The organism is Actinospongiicola halichondriae (assembly GCF_049103745.1).
Lineage (GTDB): Bacteria > Actinomycetota > Acidimicrobiia > Acidimicrobiales > Salinilacustritrichaceae > Salinilacustrithrix > Salinilacustrithrix halichondriae.
In genome coordinates, this window is the sequence record NZ_CP171622.1 from 4,031,520 (window position 1) to 4,052,720 (window position 21,201).

24 protein-coding genes are annotated in these 21,201 nt (G+C 69.6%); 10 read left to right on the forward strand and 14 right to left on the reverse strand.

Translation table 11 applies throughout. The annotated features are described in order from the left end of the window. Complete coding sequence (locus tag AB8619_RS19935; RefSeq protein ID WP_436794374.1) at nt 1–975, forward strand: NADPH:quinone oxidoreductase family protein; 975 nt, start codon at nt 1–3, stop codon at nt 973–975. Between the two features lie 6 nt (nt 976–981). Here AB8619_RS19935 and AB8619_RS19940 read toward each other — a convergent pair whose 3' ends face one another. The 5 genes from AB8619_RS19940 to AB8619_RS19960 form a co-directional block, all read right to left on the reverse strand. Beyond that, complete coding sequence (locus AB8619_RS19940) at nt 982–2,466, reverse strand: RNA polymerase sigma factor (RefSeq protein ID WP_436794375.1); 1,485 nt, start codon at nt 2,464–2,466, stop codon at nt 982–984. Between the two features lie 62 nt (nt 2,467–2,528). Further along, nucleotides 2,529–3,734, reverse strand: coding sequence for a hypothetical protein (locus AB8619_RS19945; protein WP_436794376.1), 1,206 nt, complete (start codon nt 3,732–3,734; stop codon nt 2,529–2,531). 93 nt (nt 3,735–3,827) lie between these two features. Continuing rightward, the gene (locus AB8619_RS19950; protein WP_436794377.1) at nt 3,828–4,562 is read right to left on the reverse strand and encodes a hypothetical protein; all 735 of its coding nucleotides are present in this window, start codon (nt 4,560–4,562) and stop codon (nt 3,828–3,830) included. Nucleotides 4,563–4,678: 116 nt separating this feature from the next. Beyond that, nucleotides 4,679–5,671: a hypothetical protein gene (locus AB8619_RS19955; RefSeq protein ID WP_436794378.1), complete on the reverse strand. Its 993-nt coding sequence runs from the start codon at nt 5,669–5,671 to the stop codon at nt 4,679–4,681. Nucleotides 5,672–5,795: 124 nt separating this feature from the next. After that, nucleotides 5,796–7,742, reverse strand: coding sequence for a hypothetical protein (locus AB8619_RS19960; protein WP_436794379.1), 1,947 nt, complete (start codon nt 7,740–7,742; stop codon nt 5,796–5,798). Between the two features lie 119 nt (nt 7,743–7,861). Here AB8619_RS19960 and AB8619_RS19965 point away from each other — a divergent pair, with 119 nt between their 5' ends. Further along, nucleotides 7,862–8,824 carry an LLM class flavin-dependent oxidoreductase gene (locus AB8619_RS19965; protein WP_436796417.1) on the forward strand — a complete coding sequence of 321 codons (963 nt, stop codon included), beginning with the start codon at nt 7,862–7,864 and terminating at the stop codon, nt 8,822–8,824. Nucleotides 8,825–8,849: 25 nt separating this feature from the next. Here the strand turns inward: AB8619_RS19965 and AB8619_RS19970 are convergent, their stop codons facing one another. The 4 genes from AB8619_RS19970 to AB8619_RS19985 form a co-directional block, all read right to left on the reverse strand. Next, nucleotides 8,850–9,776 (reverse strand): SDR family oxidoreductase, encoded by a 927-nt coding sequence (locus tag AB8619_RS19970; RefSeq protein WP_436794380.1) that lies wholly within the window; start codon nt 9,774–9,776, stop codon nt 8,850–8,852. A gap of 63 nt (nt 9,777–9,839) precedes the next feature. Next, a complete protein-coding gene (locus AB8619_RS19975; protein ID WP_436794381.1) occupies nt 9,840–10,061 on the reverse strand; it encodes a hypothetical protein in 222 nt (73 codons plus the stop codon). A 51-nt stretch (nt 10,062–10,112) separates the two neighbouring features. Then, complete coding sequence (locus tag AB8619_RS19980; RefSeq protein WP_436794382.1) at nt 10,113–10,442, reverse strand: ACT domain-containing protein; 330 nt, start codon at nt 10,440–10,442, stop codon at nt 10,113–10,115. Between the two features lie 102 nt (nt 10,443–10,544). Further along, a complete protein-coding gene (locus tag AB8619_RS19985; RefSeq protein ID WP_436794383.1) occupies nt 10,545–11,363 on the reverse strand; it encodes an SDR family oxidoreductase in 819 nt (272 codons plus the stop codon). An 84-nt stretch (nt 11,364–11,447) separates the two neighbouring features. Here AB8619_RS19985 and AB8619_RS19990 point away from each other — a divergent pair, with 84 nt between their 5' ends. Together AB8619_RS19990 and AB8619_RS19995 are read left to right on the forward strand one after the other, a co-directional pair. Next, nucleotides 11,448–11,768 carry an ArsR/SmtB family transcription factor gene (locus AB8619_RS19990; protein ID WP_436794384.1) on the forward strand — a complete coding sequence of 107 codons (321 nt, stop codon included), beginning with the start codon at nt 11,448–11,450 and terminating at the stop codon, nt 11,766–11,768. Next, a complete protein-coding gene (locus tag AB8619_RS19995) occupies nt 11,765–12,397 on the forward strand; it encodes a cation diffusion facilitator family transporter (RefSeq protein WP_436794385.1) in 633 nt (210 codons plus the stop codon). Before AB8619_RS19990 ends, AB8619_RS19995 begins: the two co-directional genes overlap by 4 nt. 30 nt (nt 12,398–12,427) lie before the next feature. Here AB8619_RS19995 and AB8619_RS20000 read toward each other — a convergent pair whose 3' ends face one another. The 3 genes from AB8619_RS20000 to AB8619_RS20010 all read right to left on the reverse strand — a co-directional run bounded on the left by AB8619_RS20000 (nt 12,428) and on the right by AB8619_RS20010 (nt 14,873). Beyond that, nucleotides 12,428–13,231 (reverse strand): hypothetical protein, encoded by an 804-nt coding sequence (locus AB8619_RS20000; protein ID WP_436794386.1) that lies wholly within the window; start codon nt 13,229–13,231, stop codon nt 12,428–12,430. A gap of 83 nt (nt 13,232–13,314) precedes the next feature. Continuing rightward, nucleotides 13,315–13,602, reverse strand: coding sequence for an EthD family reductase (locus AB8619_RS20005; RefSeq protein WP_436794387.1), 288 nt, complete (start codon nt 13,600–13,602; stop codon nt 13,315–13,317). 65 nt (nt 13,603–13,667) lie between these two features. Next, on the reverse strand, nt 13,668–14,873 hold the full coding sequence (locus AB8619_RS20010; protein ID WP_436794388.1) for a hypothetical protein: 1,206 nt from the start codon (nt 14,871–14,873) through the stop codon (nt 13,668–13,670). A gap of 162 nt (nt 14,874–15,035) precedes the next feature. On the opposite strand from AB8619_RS20010, the gene AB8619_RS20015 reads away from it, so the two are divergent. Both AB8619_RS20015 and AB8619_RS20020 read left to right on the forward strand, forming a co-directional pair. After that, nucleotides 15,036–15,590 carry an RNA polymerase sigma factor gene (locus AB8619_RS20015; protein ID WP_436794389.1) on the forward strand — a complete coding sequence of 185 codons (555 nt, stop codon included), beginning with the start codon at nt 15,036–15,038 and terminating at the stop codon, nt 15,588–15,590. A 2-nt stretch (nt 15,591–15,592) separates the two neighbouring features. After that, nucleotides 15,593–16,543, forward strand: a complete 951-nt coding sequence (locus AB8619_RS20020; RefSeq protein WP_436794390.1) for an META domain-containing protein — start codon at nt 15,593–15,595, stop codon at nt 16,541–16,543. Nucleotides 16,544–16,567: 24 nt separating this feature from the next. On the opposite strand, the gene AB8619_RS20025 is transcribed toward AB8619_RS20020, so the two are convergent. Further along, complete coding sequence (locus AB8619_RS20025) at nt 16,568–17,164, reverse strand: hypothetical protein (RefSeq protein ID WP_436794391.1); 597 nt, start codon at nt 17,162–17,164, stop codon at nt 16,568–16,570. A gap of 123 nt (nt 17,165–17,287) precedes the next feature. On the opposite strand from AB8619_RS20025, the gene AB8619_RS20030 reads away from it, so the two are divergent. Continuing rightward, nucleotides 17,288–17,998, forward strand: coding sequence for a PIG-L deacetylase family protein (locus AB8619_RS20030; protein ID WP_436794392.1), 711 nt, complete (start codon nt 17,288–17,290; stop codon nt 17,996–17,998). A 19-nt stretch (nt 17,999–18,017) separates the two neighbouring features. Here AB8619_RS20030 and AB8619_RS20035 read toward each other — a convergent pair whose 3' ends face one another. After that, nucleotides 18,018–18,206 (reverse strand): Flp family type IVb pilin, encoded by a 189-nt coding sequence (locus tag AB8619_RS20035; protein WP_436794393.1) that lies wholly within the window; start codon nt 18,204–18,206, stop codon nt 18,018–18,020. Nucleotides 18,207–18,429: 223 nt separating this feature from the next. Between AB8619_RS20035 and AB8619_RS20040 the strand changes: the two genes are divergently transcribed. The 3 genes from AB8619_RS20040 to AB8619_RS20050 are packed head-to-tail and all read left to right on the forward strand — an operon-like array spanning nt 18,430 to nt 21,171. Beyond that, on the forward strand, nt 18,430–18,681 hold the full coding sequence (locus tag AB8619_RS20040; RefSeq protein WP_436794394.1) for a DUF4242 domain-containing protein: 252 nt from the start codon (nt 18,430–18,432) through the stop codon (nt 18,679–18,681). After that, nucleotides 18,678–19,364: a peroxiredoxin-like family protein gene (locus tag AB8619_RS20045; protein ID WP_436794395.1), complete on the forward strand. Its 687-nt coding sequence runs from the start codon at nt 18,678–18,680 to the stop codon at nt 19,362–19,364. Before AB8619_RS20040 ends, AB8619_RS20045 begins: the two co-directional genes overlap by 4 nt. A gap of 16 nt (nt 19,365–19,380) precedes the next feature. Then, nucleotides 19,381–21,171 carry a tetratricopeptide repeat protein gene (locus AB8619_RS20050; RefSeq protein ID WP_436794396.1) on the forward strand — a complete coding sequence of 597 codons (1,791 nt, stop codon included), beginning with the start codon at nt 19,381–19,383 and terminating at the stop codon, nt 21,169–21,171. Nucleotides 21,172–21,201 lie beyond the last annotated feature (30 nt).

Sequence of the window (21,201 nt, forward strand, 5' to 3'; positions counted from 1 at the left end):
ATGCGAGCCGTCGTGTGCACCCAGTTCGGTCCACCGGAGCAGTTGGTGGTGGAGGAACGCCGCGACCCGGTTCCCGGCCCCGGGCAGGTGCTGATCGACGTGAAGGCATCTGCGGTGACGTTCCCCGACACGCTGATGCTCGAGGACAAGTACCAGTTCAAGGCCGAGACGCCCTACATCCCCGGTGGCGAGGTCGCCGGCGTGGTCGCCGCGCTCGGCGATGGAGTCGACTCGTTGTCGGTCGGCGACCGCGTCGTCGGTGGCGTGGGCGTCACCGGCGCCTTCGCCGAGTTGGCGGTGGTCCACGCGGGAGGGGCCCGACGACTGCCCGATGCCGTCGGCTTCGCCGAGTCGACCGGCCTCAACTACGCCTACGGCACCAGCCTCTACGGGTTGAAGTACCGGGGTGAACTGCAGGCGGGCGAGACCCTCCTCGTGCTCGGGGCGGGCGGCCAGGTCGGGATGTCGGCGGTCGAGCTCGGAGTCCTGATGGGGGCTCGGGTCATCGCCGCGGCGTCGAGCCAGGAGAAGCTCGACCTGTGTCGCGAGCGCGGCGCCGCCGAGACGATCGACTACTCGACCGAGGACCTCAAGGCTCGCGCCAAGGAACTGACCGGTGGCGCTGGAGTCGACGTGATCTACGACTGCGTCGGCGGCGAGTACGCCGAGCCGGCCCTCCGAGCCATCGGCTGGGGTGGCCGGTACCTGGTGATCGGGTTCACCGCGGGCATCCCGTCGTTCCCCCTCAACCTCACACTGCTCAAGAGCTGTCAGGTGGTCGGCGTCTTCTACGGAGCGATGGTCGCCAAGGAGCCCGACCTCGCACGTGCCGTCAGCGACGAGCTCATCGGTCTGGTCGCCGACGGCAAGATCCGCCCACACGTGTCGGCCCGTTACCCCCTCGACCGCGCCGGCGAGGCGCTGCGTTCGCTCATGGACCGGACGGCGCTCGGCAAGGTCGTCGTCGAGCCCTGACCGGGGTCACGGCACGTCGATGCTGCTGGTCGCCGATCCTCCTGGCCCGACAGCGGTCAGCGTGTAGCCGGACGGAGGCGCACCGCAGACAACGGTCGTTCCCGATGCAGGCTGCCGACCGGACGGTGCGTCGGGCCCGCTGATGGTGACATGGTCGGCGTTCTCGGTCGCCCAGGTGAGCACGATCCGCTGGTCGAACGTGAGACACTCGCCCGGGTCGCCGAACTCTCGTTCGCCGCGGAAGCTGGTCACGACCGGAGTCGGCGCGGGTGGTGGCTCCGGTGACGATGGCGGGGGAGGTTCCGCCGAGGGAGGGGGCACGGGCACGACCGTGGTGCTGGTCGTCGTGGTGCTGGTGGTCGTGGTGGTGGTCGTCGTCGTCTCGGTCGTGGTCGTCGACTCCGCGGTCGTGGAGGGGTCGGCATCGGCCGTGGTCTCGGTGGTCGACGATGCAGGGGCGGCGATCGTGACCGGAGCGTCGTCGCCGGTCGAGAGGATCCACGCCAACGAACCGCCGAGCAGGACGAGGAGCACGCCGGCGGCGACGGCGAGCGTGCGGCGTTTCGTGTGCCCGGGCTCGTCGTGCTCGGGTGCCGGCGCCACGACCTCGGAGACGAGGGTCGCATCGACGGATCCGGTCGGCTCGGGCGTCGGTGCGCGTGACGAGCTGATGGGCACGCCGTCGGCCTCGAGCGCTCCGGCGACCCTGGCCTTGAGGCCGACGGGTGCAGCGAGGATCGGGACGGCCGCGAAAAGGGCCTCGGGTGCGACGAGCACAGCCCGGTGGCGACCGCAGCGAGGGCAGTCGTCGGCGTGAGCCGAGATGGCCCGGACGGCGTCCGCCCCGAAGCGTTCGATGCCCGCGGCGACGAGCGTGTCGTCGAGGGTCTCGCATGCAGGATGGCCGTGGCGCCACAGCACCCAGGCGCGGATGGCTCCGCCGAGCCGGTTCCGGAGTCGGAACATGGCTTGGTTCGCGGCGTTGGGAGACACGCCGAGTTCTTCCGCGAGGTCGGCGCCGTCGAGCCCGTGGCGGAGGTGGAGGTGGAGGATGCTGGCGTCTCGGTCGCCGAGCGCAGCAGCCGCTGCCCAGACCATCTCCTCCTGTTCGTTCTGGGCGAACACGTCGGCCGGTCGGTCGTCGGTTCGTCCGGCGTTGGACGCCTGGCGATCGATCTCCATCACGGTCTCCTCATCGCCCAGTGCGACCGAGCGACGTTCTCGCTCGAGTCGGTTGAGCGATCGATTGCGGGTGGCTCGGAGGAGCCAACCGCCGAAGGATTCCGGCTGACGGAGTGTGCCGAGCTGCCGCCAGGTCACCAGGAACACGTCCTGGGTGACCTCGGCGGCGATCTCGGGATCGCGGACCACGCGGCGAGACAGGTCGTGGACCCGGTCGAACCACCGGTCGTAGAGCTGACCGAAGGCGTCGCCGTTGCCCTGTTGGGCGGCGACCACCAGGTCGACGTCTTCCTGCCCGCGCTCGCTCATGTGCACTCCTGTCAGCCCAGACGCTAATCCGCATCGGACGGTGGCCTCGTCGCATCGTGCGTTCAGCGGTAGGTGACCGAGATGGTCACCGGGGCGCTGAAGGAGAAGTAGTACGGGTCGCCGTAGCCGGGAGGCAGCGCACCGCCGCCACCAGTGGGGGTGGAGATGGTGGTGCTGGCGACGGTCTGGGTCCAGCGGGTCTTGCCGGCCGGTGCCGTGTCGAGATCGAGGTCGTCGACGGAAGCGTGGTGCCAGGCGAGACACGAGTCGGACCAGTGGCCGTGCGAGGGTCCGTCCTCGTTCAGCTGCCAGGCCTCACAGACGTCGCCGTCCCAACTGCGGACGACGAGCAGACGGAGGTCGAGGAACCGGTCCATGTCGTTGTAGATGGGGATGCCAGCTTCGCCAGGGGTGAAGTTCGACGATGTCCCGTCGACCTTCATCCACAGGTCCGTCTCGACGATGTTGTCGGGACCGCCGGTGACGGCGACGTCGCCCAGTGACACGTAGATGTCGCGTTGCGACAGGGTGGTGAACTCGCCGAACGCATGGGCGGTCTTGTCGTTGTCGTCGGTCGCCGCGGCCATGGCGTAGTAGGTCTGGCCGGGATCCAGATGGTCGAGCGTCCACCGGAAGTCGTCGACGGCGCCATCGCTCCAGGTGAACTCGGAGAAGTCGTAGTCGCCGTCGCCGTCGGTGTCGGCGATGACCGACACGAAGATGTCGGCGTCGACGCTGGTCTTCACCACGAGTTCGGCGCCGAATCCCCGCGGGTAGGCGACACCGGAGGTGATGCACTGGACGTGGCAGCCGGGGCCGACCGAGTAGCTGCCCGGGCCGGCGTGGGGCGTCTTCGCCGGGGCGTTGCCGGGGAACGACGTGAGGCCGATGCCCTCGGGCGCTGCGCTGTCTCCGACCCCACCGATCGGGGCGTCGGGGTCGGCGCCGGCCGGGGCTGCGCCTCCGTCACCAGCGCGGACGACGTCGTGGACGTCGCCGAACGCCACCGGTCCGTCGCCGGACTCGGGCGTCCTCGTCGGGGCGATGGTCGTGCCGCCACCGTGGCCCGGCGTGGAGGTGGTCGTGGTGGTGGCCCGGGTCGGTGCCGCCGACCGGTGCTGGTCCACCGTGTCGTCGACCGGACGGGTCTCGGGGCCTGCGGCCTCGACGGACCCGTCCCGGCCGGCGTCGCCGCCCTGGGCGAGCACCGCGCCGCCGGTCAGCGCCAGTGCGATTCCTGCTGCTGCGAGTGTCTTGACGTACCGCATCGCATCCTCCTCGAGGATCCTCGTGCCCGGGGGATCCAGGCTGTTCGAGGGTCCTGACCGACGAGGAGGCGTGCGCTTACACCCCGGGAGGGATCAGGTGTGCGAGGTGTCGTGCATCAGCGACGGGTGCGTGCGGTTGAAGATGTCGGTGGCGGCCCAGCCGTCGTAGCGGGGGAGCCAGACGTGCACCATCCATTGGCTGTCGTAGTTGACGTTGACGCCGCCGAGGGCCGAGCACTCGGCGTCGGTTGCGTGTTCGGCTGCGATGTAGAGATGGCCGTCCACGGTCGTGGTGCACAGTTCGCCGTGGCGATGCCAGTGGTCGTTTGCTCCGTCGAACCCCGCCGGCGGCAGCGGCCCGCTCGCGACGAGGTACATCATCCCGGTGAGTTCCGACGTCGGACTGTTGCCGTCGTACATGAGCCAGTTGGGGTGCGAGGGGTCGAACGAGCCGGTCAGTCGTGACGGGTCGGCGTAGTGGACGCCCTGGCCAGGGCTGAAGACCGCGGCCTCGATCCACCCGGCGGCCTCGGCGTCCGCGACGGTCGCCAGGTTCGAGACGAACGCGACCGCCTCGTTCGTCTGTTGCTCGAGCAGTCGACAGTCAGCGGCCGACAGCGGGCCTTTGGGCTGCGTGTACACCGACAGGAAGGTCAGATCGGGATCACCGCCGTGGACGTGGCCGTCGTTGACCGCGGTGTCGGTCGGATCGCAGATGACGGGGCGTGCGGTTCCGGGTTCGTAGGTCAGCGGCTGACATGCCGCGACCAGGAACGCCAGTGCGGTCGCGCCAGCAGCGCGACGAACGAGTCGTTGGCGACTTCTCACGATGTACCTCTTCTGATCCGTGGCTCGGAATCGCCATCGTCACACGGATCCGGTGGTTCGACAACCGTTGCGCCCCGACCTTCCCACCACGGGGTCGGGACGCAACGGCGTCGAGATCAGCCGGTGAAGGTCGGTGTCGCCCGCACGGGCGTGGCCCGCGGGGTGGCCCCGACGCCGCCGACACCGTCGTCGTCCGGGTCCGTCGTGTCGGTCGGGTCGGGCGGGTCCGTCGGATCGGTGGTGTCGGTCGGGCCGCAGGCGTTGGTCGCGTCGTCCCACGCGATGGTCACCGAGCCGCTGTCGGCGTCGCTGATCGCTGTGGAGGAGGAGACGGAGGAGTCGTCGACGAAGCTGCCACCGCCGGCTCCGCCTCCGGCGCCGCCGTAGCCCTGTTCGGTCGCAGGATCGAGGCGGCTCTCCCCGGCCTGTCCGCCGGGAAGACCGCCTCCGCCGCCACCGCCGCCGATCGGGTTCTGGGTGTCGCTGGCCACGTCCTGGGCGTCACCGCCGTCCTCGCTGCCGGAGTCGAGCGAGCCGCCACTGGCGCCGGAGGGCCCGCCCGCGGCGTCGCCGGGTTCGCCGCTGTCCCCGCCGTCGCCGCCGGGCCCGGTGGGGAAGCCGCCGCCGCCTCCGCCGCCTCCGCCGGCGACCACCAGAGGGTCCGCGCCGACGAGGACGGCGCTTCCACCACCGCCGCCACCACCCGAGATCGCGGAGATCTCGCTGGCGGTCGCCGTGCCGCCATCCCCGCCGGTGCCGTAGCCCTGCCCGCCGACGCCGCCGGGAGCGGTGTCCGAGTCGACGGAGTTGTTGTCACCCTCGCCGCCGTTCTGACCCACCACGATCGTGAGGACGGCGCCGGGTTCGACGGGAAGGCGAGCCGTCACCAGTGCACCGGCACCGCCCTGTCCTCCGGAGATGTCCTCGAACCCGCTGCTTCCACCGTTGCCCCCGAGGGCGGTTGCGTCGATACAGGTCACGCCGGCGGGCACGGTGAACGAGCCGTCGGCGTCGAACACCTGCTCGAGCGGCGCGGCACCGGCCGAGCTCGGCGCGAAGGCCAGGGTGCCGGCAACGAGCGCCGAAGCAGCGAATGCACGGACGTCCATGCGAAGTCTCCTGAGTGTCTGGGGGGGGGGATCGGCTCGAGGTCTCGAGCGAGTCGTGCCGACGACGCGGAACGATACGAGTCACTTCGGCACCGATGAACCGGAGACCGGTCTCAGATCGGTCTCAAACCCCGGTGTGGGCGCCGCTCTCGAACTCGCGCACGAGACGCGTCCGAGCGTCTCGGAGCCGCCGGAAGTACGTCGCTCGGCTGAGATGGAGCGAGCGTGCCGCCCCGGGGTGGTTGGCACCGGGGTCGAGGTAGCCGCGCTCGAGAACCGACCGGAGCAGCACGTCGCGCGCTCCCTGACCGAACGCCCGCTCCGCAGCGTCGCGCACGGCGACACGCACGCTCTCGGCCCGAGACGCTCGGTCGGGGCCCTCCGCCAGCGGACTGGACGCCAGCACCTCGTCGTCGTCGAACGAACGGAGGACGTGGTCGATCACCTCGGTGAGCGAGGGCGGCTCGGGTGCAGGGGTCGGGAGGCCGAGGCTCTCGTGGACCATGCCGTGCACTGCGGCGATGAACCCACCGGTTCCGTGGTCGAGAACGTGGAGCGAGCTCGTGCGATCGCCGGTCACGACGTCGGCCGACGGCACGTGGATGGCTCCCATGGCGGCAGAGAGTTGCACCATCGCCTCGTTCTCACGGTCGACGTCGCCGTAGAACCACCGCGGATTCGCCAGCCCGCACGTCCGCACGACGGCCTCGTTGAGCACCGCTGTCACCGTCGATTCGGCGTCGGGATCACGGAGGGTCTCGAGATCACACTCGCGGCGCCACAGGATGACGTCGCCGTCGGGGACGCGGCGTCGGGCATCGGCCAACCACGTTGCGAGCACCTCGTCCTCGTCCGCCCACGCCGGAGCCCGGTCCGGGGTCATCGCGATGCTGAAGCCGGCGATGACGCCGGATCGGTCGCGAGCCACGACGACGGTGTCCGGTGCGTCGCGGAAGAAGCGTTGATCGGCCTCCCACCAGGACTGCCCCGCGAGGGCGGCGTCGATCTCGGCCACGTCTCCCTCACGGACGCGGTCGACGTGATAGCTGGACCGGTCACCCACCAACCCCCAGCGGAGCACCGGGTCGTCGATCAGTTCGGCGAGCTCGACCAGCAGTTCGGACTCGCCGTCGAGGATGCGATCGCGCAGGTGGTCGGCGACGCGACCGACGAGCGTGCGGTGACGCTCGGGGGCCCGCTCGCGCAACTGCCGCCGCAGCACTCTGCGCACCGTGTCGTGCAGGGCGACCCGGTCGCCGAGCGACTCGGCGATGGTCGTCGTCCGCAGCGCGGCGTGCGGCTCGGTCCCGCGGAGGTCGGTGACGACCTCGTCGAGCAGTGGCCCGTCGACGGCGACGGCGACGGCGGCGACTTCGAGGACTCGTCGGTCGACGTGCGTGAGCGACTGGTCGACGAGGTGATCCATGATGAGGGCGTCGAGGTCGGTGTGGCCGTCGGCGCCGTTCGTACCCGCCGTCGCTGCGACGGTCACGGCGAGGGGAAGGCCGCGACTCCACTCGGTGATCGTCGCGACGCGTTCGGGGTCCACGATCCCGTGGTGGGCCAGGAGCCGACGGGTCTCGGCTCGTCCCAGCGGCTCGAGTGGCAGGACGCGGGCCACGTGTTCCCAGCCGTCCGCGAGCCACCCGTGCTCGGGTCGATCCCGGCCCGCGAGGACGACGACGGCGCCGACGCCGAGACGGGGGACGATCCGCTCGCGCATCGCCCGCTCGAGCGCCGGCGAGTGCTCCAACGCGTCGAGCAGCACGACGGGTTCGGGATGGTCGAATGCTTCGGCGACGCGGTGTTCCAGTTCGGCGAGGTCGCCGCCGATGGTGCGTCCGTCGAGCGTCCACACCGGCCGCCCTGTGTCGTCGGAGCGTCGGGCGATGGCGCGCAACAGGGCGCTCTTGCCGACGCCTCCATCGCCGTGGACCAGGAGCACCGATGCCGTGGTCCGGTCGGCCAGAGCTGCGTCGACGAGCGCGAGGATCTCGTCTCGGCCGGTGAAGCGCGCGGCGTCGAGGTCAGCCACCAGCTCACCGATGCGTCCAGCAGGCCCAGCAGCCACGGCGCGCAGCGTACGGCCATCACCGCGAGGGTGGTGGACACATCAGCGCCGGGGGAAGCCGACGCCCCCGTGGATAGCGTCGAGCCGTGCCGCCACGGACCGTTCCTCTTCGCCTGTCGATGCTCGACCTCGCCTTCGTCCGACGCGATCAGCGGCCCCGCGACGCGTTCGAGGCGTCGATCACGATGGCTCGCACGGCCGAGACGCACGGGTTCGAACGCATCTGGTACGCCGAGCACCACAACATGGGTTCCATCGCCTCGTCGGCGCCCGCCGTGCTCATCGCCCACGTCGCCGCCCACACGTCGACCATCCGGCTCGGTTCGGGCGGGGTCATGTTGCCCAACCACTCGCCGCTCGTGATCGCCGAGCAGTTCGGGACCCTGGCCGAACTCCATCCCGACCGCATCGACCTCGGGCTCGGGCGTGCGCCGGGCACCGACCAGGTCACCTGGCGGGCGCTGCGCCGCGACCCGGCCGCTGCCGAACGCTTTCCGCAGGACGTCCTGGAGCTCCAGGGTTTCCTCCGCGGCGAGAGCCTCATCCCCGGCGTCAAGGCGCATCCCGGCGCCGGCACCGACGTGCCGCTCTACATCCTCGGTTCGTCGCTGTTCGGCGCGCAGCTGGCCGCCCATCTGGGCCTGCCGTACGCATTCGCCAGCCACTTCGCCCCGCAGGCACTCCGGGAGGCCGTGGCCCGCTACCGCCACGAGTTCAAGCCGTCGGACCAGCTCGCCGAGCCCTACGTGATCGCGGGCGCCAACGCCGTGGCGGCCGACACCGAGGCCGATGCTGACGCCGAGCTCGAACGGGTCATCCGCTCACGCGTCTCGCGGTTCCTGGTGAAGGACCGAGAGCTGTCGTCGGACGAGGTCGACCGACTGGTGGCCAGTCCCCAGGGTCAGCAGGTGGTGGGGATGATGCGCTACACGTTCGCCGGTACGGCACCCCAGGTGGCCGACCAACTGCGTGAGTTCGCCGTCCACGCCGACGCCGACGAGATCATGCTGGCGTTCGCCTCGGCCGATGTCGCCGACCGTGTTCGCTCGATCGAACTGGTCGCCGAGGGCATCGCCGCGTAGCGCCGACGACGCCCTCGACGGCCGATCAGATGGTGGGTCCCGGTCGCCCCGGTCCGACGGCGTCGTTGCCGGCCATGTCGGCGTTGGGGCGGGCGTCGGCCATGAGCCGCGCGACCACGTCGGCCATGGCGGTCGGGTCGTCCGGGTTCTGTTCGGTGGGCCCGCGGTGCCACGACTCGGCGATGGCGATCTCGCTGCCGTGCACCTGGAAGACGCGTCCGGTGACGTTGCGTGACTCGGGCGAGGCGAGCCACGTGCAGATGGGAGCGATCCATCGCGGCGAGGCGGCTTCACGTTCCTCTTCGCTCGGTGGCTCGGCCCGCAATGCCTCGGTGAGGCGCGTCAGCGCACCGGGCGAGATGGCGTTGACGGTCACGCCGTAGCGTGCCAGTTCCATCGCGGCGATGATCGTGAAGCCGGCGATGCCCATCTTGGCGGCGCCGTAGTTGGTCTGACCCGGGTTGCCGTAGATGCCCGACACCGACGTGGTGTTGATGATGCGGGCGTCGTTGGTCTCGCCGGCTTTGGCGCGCTCACGCCAATGGGCGCCGGCGTGACGAGCCGGGGCGAATGTGCCCTTGAGGTGAACGCGGACGACGGCGTCCCACTCGTCCTCGGTCATGTTGACCATCATCCGGTCGCGGAGGATGCCGGCGTTGTTGACCAACACGTCGAGGCGCCCGAAGGTGTCGATCGCCTGGTCGACCATCGCCTTGGCGTCGTCCCAGTCCGAGACGTCGGCGCCGTTGGCGACGGCGCGTCCGCCCATCGCCTCGATCTCGGCCACGACCTGTTGGGCCGGCGACAGATCGCCGCCGTTGCCCTCGGGCGTGCCGCCCATGTCGTTCACGACCACGGCCGCGCCGTGCTCGGCCAACATCAGCGCGTGCTCGCGGCCGATGCCGCGCCCCGCTCCGGTCACGATCGCCACACGTCCGTCACACAGTCCCATTGGTGGGTCCTTCTTCCCCTCGTCGAAGGGGGCGACGGTAGTGGAGGGGGACGGTGACGACGGTCAGCTGCGTCGACGTCGACGGAGGCGCTCGAACCACCCCTTGGTGGCGATCGCCCCGCCGATCTGGTCGCCGGAGGTCGGGCCGCCGGTGATCACGCCGGCGGCCACGGCGGTCACGCCGTCACGACACGAGACGCAGACCTTGCGATTCGTGAACGACGTGACGAGCGGGGTCTTGGTCGACTTGCCGCACGACGGGCATCGGTACGTGGAGAGCCCCATACCGCCATCGTGCACCCGATCGTCGACGGCCGCCACCCCGATGCGCGTCGGTCAGGTGCAGCAGTCGCCCTCGGGTCGATGGCTGATCGAGGGTGCGGCGACGCCGTCGACCTGCGAGATCTCGTCGAGCACGAGGCCGACGAGATCGAGGCGGTCGGCCGCGACCGGGAGATCGACGTGGAACACGTCCTCGGCGAACCCCGGCGTGCGCGCCGCCACGACCACGTCGGTGATGTCGCCACCGACCGCTCCGATACGTGACGCCACTGCGCCCAGCGCGCCGGGCCGGTCGGGGAGCGACACCTCGATGACGACGTGCTGCACCCGTGGCGTGGGCACCGCTGCGGTGTCGTCGGGTGCCAGCTCGTCGGATTGGGCCATCGTGCCGATCATGTTCTCATGTTCCCTTCGTCGGGTTCCGTCCGTGCGCCGTTCTCGTGAACGCTGTGTCAACAGCGGCGGGTCTCGATACCAGGACAGCGATCAGTAGATCGGTCTCGGTGCCCAACCGATCTGGGCTCGGGCCCGTGCGCCGCCGAGGCGGATGTCGAGTGGACGAGTGGCTCCGGGCGCGCTCGTGCCAGCGACGATCGACGATCGGTCGAGCCCCGCCTCGCTGACTGCGCGCTCGGCGATCGTCAGGCGGGAGAGCAGCTCTGGGCCCGGCAGATGCCAGGGGCCGGTCCGCTCCTCGGTCGGGAGCGAGGCGATACGCCAGATCGCCTCCGCGATGTCGACAGCTCGGGCGGGCTGGCGCATCTCGTCGACGAACCATGTCGACGGCACCCCCCGTTCTCCGGCGTCCTGGATGTCGCGGACCATGTGGTCGACCGGGTCCAGCGAGGTCAGCAGCGGCAGGCGCACGATGGCGGCATCTGGGGCGCTGGTCACGACGAGGTCTTCCGCCGCCAGCTTCCATCGGCCGTAGTCCCAGACCGGGTCGGGCCGGTCGGTCTCGACGCGCTCCCTGCCGTCGCCGGCGAACACCGCATCGGACGATATGTGTACGACGGCAGCTGCCGTGGCGGCGCACGCCCTCATGAGGTTGCGGGTGGCGTCCACGACCGATCGCTCGTCCCGAGCGAAGGCCGCGTGGATCACCAACGCTGGCCGGACAGCATCGACGGCGGCCCGCACGGATTGCTCGTCCCGGAGGTCGACCCTGACGGTCGCCCCTTCGAGGGGTCGTCGATGGACCATCGACACCAGCGCGGTGTCTTGCGGTGAGGTACGTCTGATCCACGTCCCGAGCAGGCCTGCTGCGCCCGTGAGCAACACCGGACCGTCGACGTTCGCAACCACGCGGCGAAACTATGGGCCCGGCGGGCCGGGCTCCGTTGGTTGCGTATGTGGTGGACAGTTCAGGCAAGCATGTACCATCGTCGAATGGCCGTGACCACCGTTCCCGCCGTCGATGTCGACACGCTCGCCCGCGTCGGAGACGCGTTGGCCGATCCGACGCGACGAGCGGTGCTGGTCCACCTGCTGTCGGGCCCGGACTACCCGGCCGAGATCGCAGCGGCGCTCGGCGTCTCGCGTTCGGTCATGTCCAACCATCTCGCCTGCCTCCGGGGTTGTGGCTTCGTCACGGCCACGTACGAGGGGCGACGCGTTCGCTACGCCCTGCACGGGCCGGAGATCGCCGACGCCCTGACCGCACTCGCAGCGCTGCCGCTCGGGCCGTGCCCCGAGGACGGCACCCCGTGACCGCAGCGGTCGATGCTCGCCGGGCGTTGGTGCGGCGGGGCGTGGTCCTCGCATGGTTCACGATCGTCTGGAACTGCATCGAGGGCGTCATCGGCATCGCGTCCGGCATCGCCGCCGGATCGATCGCACTCGTGGGATTCGGCATCGACTCCTACGTCGAGGTCTTTGCCGGCTCGGTCATCGTCTGGAGGCTGGGACGCGAGCGCCATGGCCAGCAGCTGTCCGAGGCGGCCGAGCGCCGAGCCGTCCGCCTCATCGCCATCACGTTCCTCGTGCTCGCCGCCGGTGTGGGAGTCGAGTCGGTCCGCAAGCTGATCGTCGGCGCCGAGCCGGACGAGAGCTTCCTCGGGATCGCGCTGGCGGTCGTGTCCCTCGTCGTCATGCCGGTGCTGGCTCGGGCCAAGCGGCGTGTCGGCGAGCAGCTCGGGAGCCGTGCCGTCACCGCCGATGCCACCGAGACCACGTTGTGCGTCTACCTGTCGGCGATCCTGCTCGTCGGCCTGGTCGCCAATGCCGCCTTCGGCTGGTGGTGGGCCGATCCGCTCGCCGGTCTGGGCATCGTCTACGTCGCCGGCCGCGAAGGGCTCGAGCACTGGGGTTCCGACGAACTCGACGAGTGCTGCACGTGAGTGCATGTCGACGGGGATCCCCCGATCGTCTCAGCTGATCACGCCCGTGCGGAGGTAGCGCTGGAGGACCCACCCGCTCGCGGCGGCCAGGATCGCGGTCACCACGAGGATCGGGCCGTGCCGGGGGTGGGGGATCGAACCGTCAGGCCGGATGATCCGAACGGTGCCCGGGTCGTCGGGCAGGAACACGACGTCGACGGCGCCGGTCGCCTCCGCCGCCTCGAAGACGGCCGGTTCGACGATCTGTTCGCCGTCCTTCACGTCTCCGTCCTCGATCTCGTAGCGGAACCGGACGACATGGGTGGTCGTGTCGATCCATCCGGTCTGGCGGAGCTGCGACATCGACCGGGACCGCGTGAGCTCGGTCCCCGTGACCTGCGCTCTGGTCCGGGTCCCGTCGTCAGCGAGGCGTGCGACCTCGGACCGGGTCTCGACGAACGCGACGCCGAGGACGACGGCTCCGATCACGAACAGCAACGTGACGCTGGACAAGAGCACGACGATCCAGGGGATCCGCCTGCGTCCGGGTTCCTCGGCCGTCGCCGACGGGAGACGGAACGCGGCCTCCAGCACGATCTCGTGTTGTTCCGGACCGGTCTCGCCCACCCCGAGGACGAGCAAGGTGGTGCCGTCGCGATGGGCGACCCGGTCGAGCGTCGTGAGGCCGAGGAGCGATTCGACCTCGTGGCGTGTCGCCGGGTGCAGCCCGTCGGTGACCGCCCGCAACGGTGCGAAGTCGGCCATCGTCAGCGTGTGGGTCTCACCGTCGGCGCGGATCACCAACGGCTCGACGTGGTCGCCGATCGGGAATCGTCTGGTGACGAGTGGCCCCACCGCCACATCCAGCCGTCTGGTCTGTGGGCCCGCCATGACCGTGCTCCTGTCGGCCGTTCGGCGGTGCCCGCCGAACGGGTCGGTCAGCTGACGATCTCGCTCGTCTGCATGACCGGCTGGATGGTCGTGTAGTTGGCGACATCGCCGATGACCTTCGCGGTGTCGGGGCTGCCCATCGCCGCGCCGAGCGCCTCCATCGAGTCGAAGGTGAAGTGCACGGCGGCGACGTACGGCCCGTCGACACCCTTGTCGATGTCCGCGGCGTCGAGCCCCCACGTGGAGCACGCGAGCGGAACATGCGAGTCGCGGTAGTAGTCGTGGTCGAAGTCGGCACCCTCGGTTGCGGGGTACAGGACGCTGAGACGGATCATCGGAGGCTCCTCGGGACGTGGAGGAGGGAGCCTGCCACGGATCTGTTGGACGGCGACGCCCCGGGTCAGCCGGTGAACGTGGGTTGCGCCTTCACGGGCGTCGCCGGCTGAGCGACGCCGGTGCCGTCGACCCCGTCGTCGATGGTCGTCGTGGTCTCTCCCTCGACGTTGACCGTTCCCGCACCGGTGCCGGTGATGACCACGTCTTCTGGCGAGTAGTCGGTGTAGTCCTCCGACGTCCACGTCGCGGTGTTCACCGTGGTGGTGTCGATCGTCACCGGGGTGGCAACGCCGAACTCGTAGGTGTCGCCGAGGCCGGACATCAGGCTCATGTCTGCGTCGGCGACCATCCCCTGCACGTCGCTGTCGATCGTGTGCTCGTTGATGTCGATGTCGCTGAGCAGTTGTGCCGAGTAGCAGAAGAACACCTCGGTGCCGGCGTCGACCGTCCGGGTCTCCTGGCCGCCGTTCTCGGGGCAGGCGGTGTCGGCCGTCAGGCCGCTGGTGACGAACACGTCGATCGCCGGCGTCGGGGTGATCGTGATGCGGACGAGGTCACTCACGGCACGGTTGTCCGATGCGTCCTCGAGGACGACATAGACGTCGAGTGTCCTCGGGGCGTAGTTCCTGCCGCCGTGGCCCCTCACCTGGTAATCGGCACCGCCGGGAAGCGGCGTCGCCCCGCCCCAGCCCGGGTAGGTGTAGTTCGTACCACCTAAACCGGTGCCCACGTCTTGGTAGACGGCGAGGATCCGGCCATCGGTACCGACGATCTCGCCGAGCGGGTTGGTGAAGTCGTAGCAGAGGTCGACCGAGGTCCCCATCGGGATCATGGCGTCGACCGCCGACGTCGCGCAGTCGTCGGCCGATGCTCCCGCCGTGAAGTCGACGGTCGGGGTGACGACGTCGATGACGAAGTCGGTGGTGCCCCCGCCGGAGGGGCAGGCGACCGTGTAGGTGTACGTGCCCAACGTGTCGGGCTCGATTCCGCCGAAGCTGCGGGCGCCTCCGAGATCGATGGCGACGACTCCGTCGCTTCCGTTGGCAGAGACCGGCACGGCGGTGTCGCCGACGTCGTTCGCGCCCGGACCATCGAGGCTGACGGTGGCGTCGCCCGTGTTCTCACCCGTGCACTGTGCGGAGAAGTTGGACGAACCCCCGGGCGGGATCACCGGTGGACTGGGCGGGTTGAACGTGGTGGGCGGCGCTGCCCCTGCCGGGGTCATCGGCGCGAAGGCCAGCGCCCCGACGCCGATTGCTGCTGCTGCCATGCACTGAAGGATCTTCCGCACGTATGCCGCCTTGCTTGTTCCCGCAACCTGAACGAGGCGAACAGTACCAATTCATGCCGGGGAGTTCTCCGGATCGCCTGCCCTGGTGGTGTAACAGTGCATCAGGCTCGGGGTACTAGGGGGTGATGGGAGTTGGGTCCGGTGCATGACGACGCGAGGACCGACGGGGCGTTGTTGACCGCGGGCGACGGGGCGTCGTTCGCGGTGTTCTACGACCGTCACGTCGGTGCGGTGTTGCGGTTCCTGCATCGCAGGACCGACTGCGCGGAAACGGCGAGTGACCTCTGCGCGGAGGTGTTCGCCGCTGCGTATGTGCATCGTCGCCGGTTCCGCGGGACCGACGAAACAGCACGCGGATGGTTGTTCGGGATCGCCCGGAACCAACTGGGTCACTTCCTGCGACGGCGTCGGGTCGCGGACCGGTACCGCCACCGACTCGGCATCGAGTGGGTGCCGCTCGGCGAGACGGGGTTGGAGCGCGTCGAGGAGTTGGTCGACGCCGAGCCCTTCCGCTCGGCGATGAGCGATGCCCTCGAGTCGCTCCCCGAGGCGCTGTCGACCGCAGTGATGCTCCGTGTCGGCCACGACCTGCCCTATTCGACGGTGGCCGAGCGACTGGGCTGCACCGAAGGAGCGGCTCGAGTGCGCGTGAGCCGCGGCCTGAGCCGTCTCGCCGACCTCCTGGAGGACACATGACCATGGACCCGCTCGACGGGTATCGAGATCAACTCGCCGATGCGATCGACCGGAGGTCGCCGTCGAGGGCGCGACTGGCGCTCGTCGTCGCCGTTCCGTTGACGGTGCTGTTCGTGGCGGTCGGTTTCTGGTTGCGCACCGACGGCTCCGAGCCGGCGGTGATCGAGTCGGCCGACGAGCAGTCGTCCACCGACCCCGCCGACATCATCGGGGTCGACTGGTACTTCACGTCGATCGCCTTCGACGATGGCCGACCGATCATCGACCTGTCGCAGAACGTGAGCGCATTCCGCCTCGATGGCGACGGTACGTATGGAGTTCAAGCCTGCAACCACCTCTCGGGTGAGTACGAGCTGACCGGGGATGGCGTGATCACCCTGACCCCAGGCGTCCAGACCGACATGGGCTGTGGCGGCACGATGGGCGACGCCGATGCCGTGGTCTCGACGGAGCTCAGCGGTCCCGTGGCGTGGGAGGTGCAGGGCGAACTGCTCGCCCTTCGGGCACCAGGCGTGACCGCGTCGCTGCGCTCGCTCCCGGCCGTGTTCCCCGATCGACTGACCGCGCTCCAGAGCGCGGGTCACCCCGCATCGGAGCAGTACGCCATCGGGTACTCCGGCGACCCCGGAGGAACCCAGACGATCGAGATCCTGATCCGAGCTGACCCGTCGCAGGAGTTCCGATCGGCGACCGTCGACTCGGACGACATCCTGGTGCCGGCTGGGCTCGTCGCATCCAGATGGGGCACGTACGTCGCATCCTGGCTCCCCCCGGACACGGCCAAGGCGTGGGTGCGGCTCAGCACGGGTGGTGCCGAGATCAATCTGGACCTCGAGCGACTCCCCAACGGACGCATGCTCGGCTGGACGTTGCTCCCCGAATCCGCGGGGGAGATCGTCGCCTTCAGGAGCGACGGGAGTGAGATCGACCGATCCGCCCCTTTCGACTTCTGAATCCGTCGGCCCAGATCTCGGCCGTCAGTCCAGCGACTCCTCGAGCGCCGGCAAGCGAGTCGGGTCCACGTCAGCGGAGCGATCGAGCCGGAGGAAGCGAACCACCAGGAACGCGGTGAGCGCAGCGGCCACCACCAGGGTCGCCTCGACGCTGTTGTTGGTGATCGTGTCGGTGATCCTGACCAGTGGTTCGTTCAGGGCCTCGGCCGCGGCCACGCTCGCGGCGACCCACATCGCCGTCGTCGTCACCATCACGACCACGTAGCGGCGGTGCGGGACCTTCTGGCTGGCGCAGAGCATGCCCGCCCACATCCCCGGTAGGAAGAACACGCTGAGTGCCCACGACCGGCGGGCGATGCGGCCGTCGACGATCCGTGCGGCTCGGTGCAGGCCGACGCGGCGCATCTCGTCGAGCCCGTCGCCGGCCATGCGGAAGGTGATGTAGTACTTGACCGACCGGACCGTGAGGGCGAGCGCGAAGAGCGTCAACCAGTTGGCCGAGCGAGCGAGCGCGATGTGGTGGTCGCCGGGGCTGATGGCCACGACGAAGAGCGGAGCGGTGTCGATGAACGTCGGGGCGAGCAGCGTGCCGACCATCTCGATCGCGAAGAACGCGAGCATCAACTGTGCGATGCGTGCCCCGAAGATGAGGCGGAGACGCTCGAGGCGTCTCGTCGGTGCGGTCCCAGCAGCCAGATCGCCAGCGTACGGGAACGCCCAGCGACGAACGGATACGGTCCGCGCATGGCCGAACTCGAACCGATGCCCGAGGATTGGGACCGAGCGCTCGCGGTGGTCGCCCATCCCGACGACATGGAGTACGGGGCGGCGAGCGCGGTGGCGCGATGGACCGCGCAGGGCAAGTCGATCAGCTACGTCCTGGTCACCGATGGCGAAGCCGGCATCGAGGTCATGGCGCCCGAAGAGGTGGGACCGCTCCGCCGGGCGGAGCAGACGGCCAGCTGCAAGGTGGTCGGCGTCGACGACGTCGAGTTCCTGGGTCGCCCCGACGGTCTCGTGGTGGCCGACCTCGCGCTCCGCGCCGACCTGGCCGAGGTCATACGGAAGCACCGCCCCGAGATCATCCTGTCGATCAACTTCCGGGACAGTTGGGGCGGCCCGTCGTGGAACCACACGGATCACCGTGCCGTCGGTGTCGCCCTGCTCGACGCCGTGCGGGATGCTGCGAACCCCTGGTTGTTCACCGACCGTGGCGAGCCGTGGGGAGGCGTGCGGATGGTCGCCTTCAGCGGCTCGCCCCAGGCGACCCACGCGGTCGACGTGACCGACACGCTCGAGGCCGGCATCGCCTCGCTCGACTGCCACCGCACGTATCTCGACAACCTCGGCGACGGCTCGACCGACACCGATGCGTTCCTCCGGGGCAGTGCTGAAGCCACCGGTCCGCGTCTCGGCGTTGCGCTCGCGACGTCGTTCGAGGTGCTGCAGCCCTGAGCGGGTCGGGCGAGGCGGGCTAACCCGCCATGCCCATCGAGTCGCCGCTGTCGTCGAACGACTCGCTGAGTCGTTGTCCGAAGAACGCCGACGCGCTCACCACGACGATGGCGATGAGTGCGATGAGCAGGGCGTACTCGACCAGTGCGGCGCCGCGGTCTCTCGCTCGCCGGGCAGTTCGCTCGTTGTTGAGGGGTTCGGCCTCCATGACACAGATATCGGCTGTCGACGACGATCTCTGATGCGAATGGGTCGTTCGCCCTGTCCGCAAGTGGCTCTCCCGGGGCGCGAACCGGACATCGGAGAAGATCCGGCATTGCCTGGTGGGGTCGACGAACGTCAAACGCTGTGTCAAACGAAGGCGTTGTTCGATGGCTGTATCCGGAGACCACGGCGATCATGCGCCGGGCTCACGACAGACAGGAACAGCGATGCCACTCTTCATGGACGTGCACAACATCGAGGGCGGGGTGTCGGCGAGCGACGTTGCCGGTGCCCATCAGGCAGACCTCGCCCACCAGGCCCAACACGGGGTCGACTACCTCCGCTATTGGGTCGACGAGGAGGCCGGCAAGATCTTCTGCCTCGTCGATGCCCCCGATGCGGAGGCTGCCAACACGGTGCACCGCGAGGCGCACGGCCTGGTCGCCGACGAGATCTACCCCGTCAGCGAGCACACGTGAGCCCCCTGGCGGCGCGCTCTCTCGACGAGTTGACCGTCGCAGCGGAGGCCGAGTGGCTGGCCGGTTTCACCGCGGGGCCGACCGAACCGGAGGGATCCGGACTGCGAGGAGGGACTGCGGCCCCGGACCTCGTGCTGTCGGACCACGCAGGGGCCAGCCGGTCGCTGTCGGAGTTCTGGGACGGTCAGCCCGCACTCGTCATGTTCTGGCGTCACTTCGGGTGCGGGTGTGGAGTCGATCGGGCGAAGCGTCTCCTCGCGGAATACCCGGCCTACGCCGCAGCGGGCATCACCCCGGTGATCGTGGCCCAGGGCGAGCCGGCGCGAGCAGCCGAATACCGGGCTCAGCTCGGTCTGCCGTGCCCCGTCCTCTGCGATCCGGATCACGTCGCATACCGTGCATACGGCCTCGGCCACTGGGCAGTGGAACGCATCCTGTTCGACGCCCCCGTCGAACTGTGGTCGCATCCGCACCATCTCGGCGTGCGGTTCCAGGATGATCGTCGAGCCGGAGGTCGTCCACTCGTGGACGATCCGTGGCGGGCGACAGGGGAGTTCGTCATCGGCACCGATGGATCAGTGCGACTCGCGCACCTCTACCAGCATTGCGAGGACTTTCCCGAACCGCTCGTGCTCATCGCCGCGGCACAGCTCGCAGAGAGTCGGGCGCTGCCGGGAACGTGAGAAGCTTCGGGCGACCATGGGCCTGACGATCCACTTGCTCGGTTCGCCGCGACTCGAGAGTTCGACCGGCGACGTCTACCAGTTCCGGAGTCGCAAGAGCTGGGGGCTGTTGGCCTTCCTCGTCCTGAACGACCATCCGCCGGCTCGCCGGCAGCTCGCTTCGCTGCTGTTTTCCGAGGCGGACGACCCGCTCCGGGCGTTGCGCTGGAGTCTGTCGGAGATCCGGCGAGCCCTCGGTGACGGCGGGTCACTGGAGGGCGACCCGGTCGTCCTGCGGCTCCCCGTGGACTGTGTGGTCGATGTCGAACTCGTGGCCAAGGGCGCATGGGACGTCGCGGTCGATCTCCCTGGACTCGGATCGGACCTACTCGACGGGATCGTGGTCCGAGGTGCGCCGGCATTCGAGTCGTGGGTGCTGTCGCAGCAGCGTCATGTGGCGGCGGCGTCGGAGGCGATCCTTCACGAGGCCGCGCTCGGTTCGTTGTCCCGCGGCGACACGCAGGCCGCGCTCGCGCACGCGACGAGGGCAGCGATGATGAGCCCGCTCGACGAGAACCATCAGGCGTTGTTGATCCGCCTGTATCGGCTCACCGGCGATGACGTGGCCGCCGAGCGGCAGTTCGAGGCGTGCGCCGAGTTGTTCGACCGCGAGTTCGGCGTCGCACCGGGTCCGATCGTGCTGGCGGCGATGCGCGAGACCGGCGACGACATGGGGACCGACACCGATCCCGCCTCGGTCGCGGCGATCGTGGAGGCCGGATCAGCGGCCATCGCCGCTGGGGCGGTCGAGGCGGGGGTGCAGTCGCTGCGCGCTGCTGTCGGCTTGGCGGACGCGACGAGCGCCACCGATCTCCGTGTCGGTTCCCGCCTGGTGCTGGCCGAGGCACTCGTGCACTCGCTCCGCGGTTTCGACGAGGAAGGGCTGGCAGCGCTCTATCAGGCCGACGAGGTCGCGGGTGCCCATGGCGACCGTGCCTCGATGGCGCACGCAAGAGCCGAAGTGGGCTACGTCGACTTCTTGCGCGGTCGCTACGACCGCGCGGAACGGTGGCTGACCGATGCCCTCGAGCTCGCCGAGGACGCCCCGTCGATGGTCGCGAAGGCGAAGACGTACCTCGGGTCCGTCGAGAGCGATCGATCGAACTACGAGAACGCTGCTCGTCTTCTCGAGCAGGCGATCGAGATGGCGCGCGTCGCCGGCGAGCCTCGGCGCGAGGCCTTCGCATTGTCGATGATGGGCCGAATCGGTCTGCTCCGCCACGATCTGGATGCGGCCGCCGACCACCTCGACGCCTCCATCGAGATCGCCCAACGCGATCACTGGCTGGCCCTTCTGCCCTGGCCGCAGTCGCTGCGGGGCGAGGTGCAGCTGGCCCGTGACGACCCCGAGGGTGCCGAGGTCCTGCTGCGTCAGGCGTTCGCCAGAGCTTGCCAACTCGGCGATCCCTGCTGGGAAGGAATGTCGGCGCGGGGTCTCGCCACGGTCGTCGCCGCCCGTGGCGAGCCCGACCGAGCGTTCGAGACGCTCGCCGACGCACGCAGCCGATGCAACCGCCTCGCCGACCCCTACGTCTGGCTCGACGTCTACATCCTCGACGCTCAGTGCAGCCTCGGCCTACGACACGGCCATCCGGACACCGCCCGGTGGGTCGACACGATGCGACATCTCGCGTCGAGGACCGGAATGAACGAGCTCACGGTCCGCGCCCTGCTCCACAGCGCAGCGCTCGGGCACGACGGTGATGCGTCGGCCGCCGCCCTCGTTGCCGCAGACATCGACAATCCGGTCGTCCGCGAACTCGTGTGACCGCCACGGAGAGCTCGAGCTCCAGCTGAG

What these genes read in the sequence shown, in the direction of transcription:
- AB8619_RS19935 (WP_436794374.1), top strand. Translation starts at nt 1, where the DNA reads ATGCGAGCCGTCGTGTGCACCCAGTTCGGTCCACCGGAGCAGTTGGTG.
- AB8619_RS19940 (WP_436794375.1), bottom strand. Translation starts at nt 2,466, where the DNA reads ATGAGCGAGCGCGGGCAGGAAGACGTCGACCTGGTGGTCGCCGCCCAA.
- AB8619_RS19945 (WP_436794376.1), bottom strand. Translation starts at nt 3,734, where the DNA reads ATGCGGTACGTCAAGACACTCGCAGCAGCAGGAATCGCACTGGCGCTG.
- AB8619_RS19955 (WP_436794378.1), bottom strand. Translation starts at nt 5,671, where the DNA reads ATGGACGTCCGTGCATTCGCTGCTTCGGCGCTCGTTGCCGGCACCCTG.
- AB8619_RS19965 (WP_436796417.1), top strand. Translation starts at nt 7,862, where the DNA reads ATGCTCGACCTCGCCTTCGTCCGACGCGATCAGCGGCCCCGCGACGCG.
- AB8619_RS19970 (WP_436794380.1), bottom strand. Translation starts at nt 9,776, where the DNA reads ATGGGACTGTGTGACGGACGTGTGGCGATCGTGACCGGAGCGGGGCGC.
- AB8619_RS19975 (WP_436794381.1), bottom strand. Translation starts at nt 10,061, where the DNA reads ATGGGGCTCTCCACGTACCGATGCCCGTCGTGCGGCAAGTCGACCAAG.
- AB8619_RS19980 (WP_436794382.1), bottom strand. Translation starts at nt 10,442, where the DNA reads ATGGCCCAATCCGACGAGCTGGCACCCGACGACACCGCAGCGGTGCCC.
- AB8619_RS19990 (WP_436794384.1), top strand. Translation starts at nt 11,448, where the DNA reads ATGGCCGTGACCACCGTTCCCGCCGTCGATGTCGACACGCTCGCCCGC.
- AB8619_RS20005 (WP_436794387.1), bottom strand. Translation starts at nt 13,602, where the DNA reads ATGATCCGTCTCAGCGTCCTGTACCCCGCAACCGAGGGTGCCGACTTC.
- AB8619_RS20010 (WP_436794388.1), bottom strand. Translation starts at nt 14,873, where the DNA reads ATGGCAGCAGCAGCAATCGGCGTCGGGGCGCTGGCCTTCGCGCCGATG.
- AB8619_RS20020 (WP_436794390.1), top strand. Translation starts at nt 15,593, where the DNA reads ATGGACCCGCTCGACGGGTATCGAGATCAACTCGCCGATGCGATCGAC.
- AB8619_RS20025 (WP_436794391.1), bottom strand. Translation starts at nt 17,164, where the DNA reads ATGCTCGCGTTCTTCGCGATCGAGATGGTCGGCACGCTGCTCGCCCCG.
- AB8619_RS20030 (WP_436794392.1), top strand. Translation starts at nt 17,288, where the DNA reads ATGGCCGAACTCGAACCGATGCCCGAGGATTGGGACCGAGCGCTCGCG.
- AB8619_RS20035 (WP_436794393.1), bottom strand. Translation starts at nt 18,206, where the DNA reads ATGGAGGCCGAACCCCTCAACAACGAGCGAACTGCCCGGCGAGCGAGA.
- AB8619_RS20040 (WP_436794394.1), top strand. Translation starts at nt 18,430, where the DNA reads ATGCCACTCTTCATGGACGTGCACAACATCGAGGGCGGGGTGTCGGCG.
- AB8619_RS20050 (WP_436794396.1), top strand. Translation starts at nt 19,381, where the DNA reads ATGGGCCTGACGATCCACTTGCTCGGTTCGCCGCGACTCGAGAGTTCG.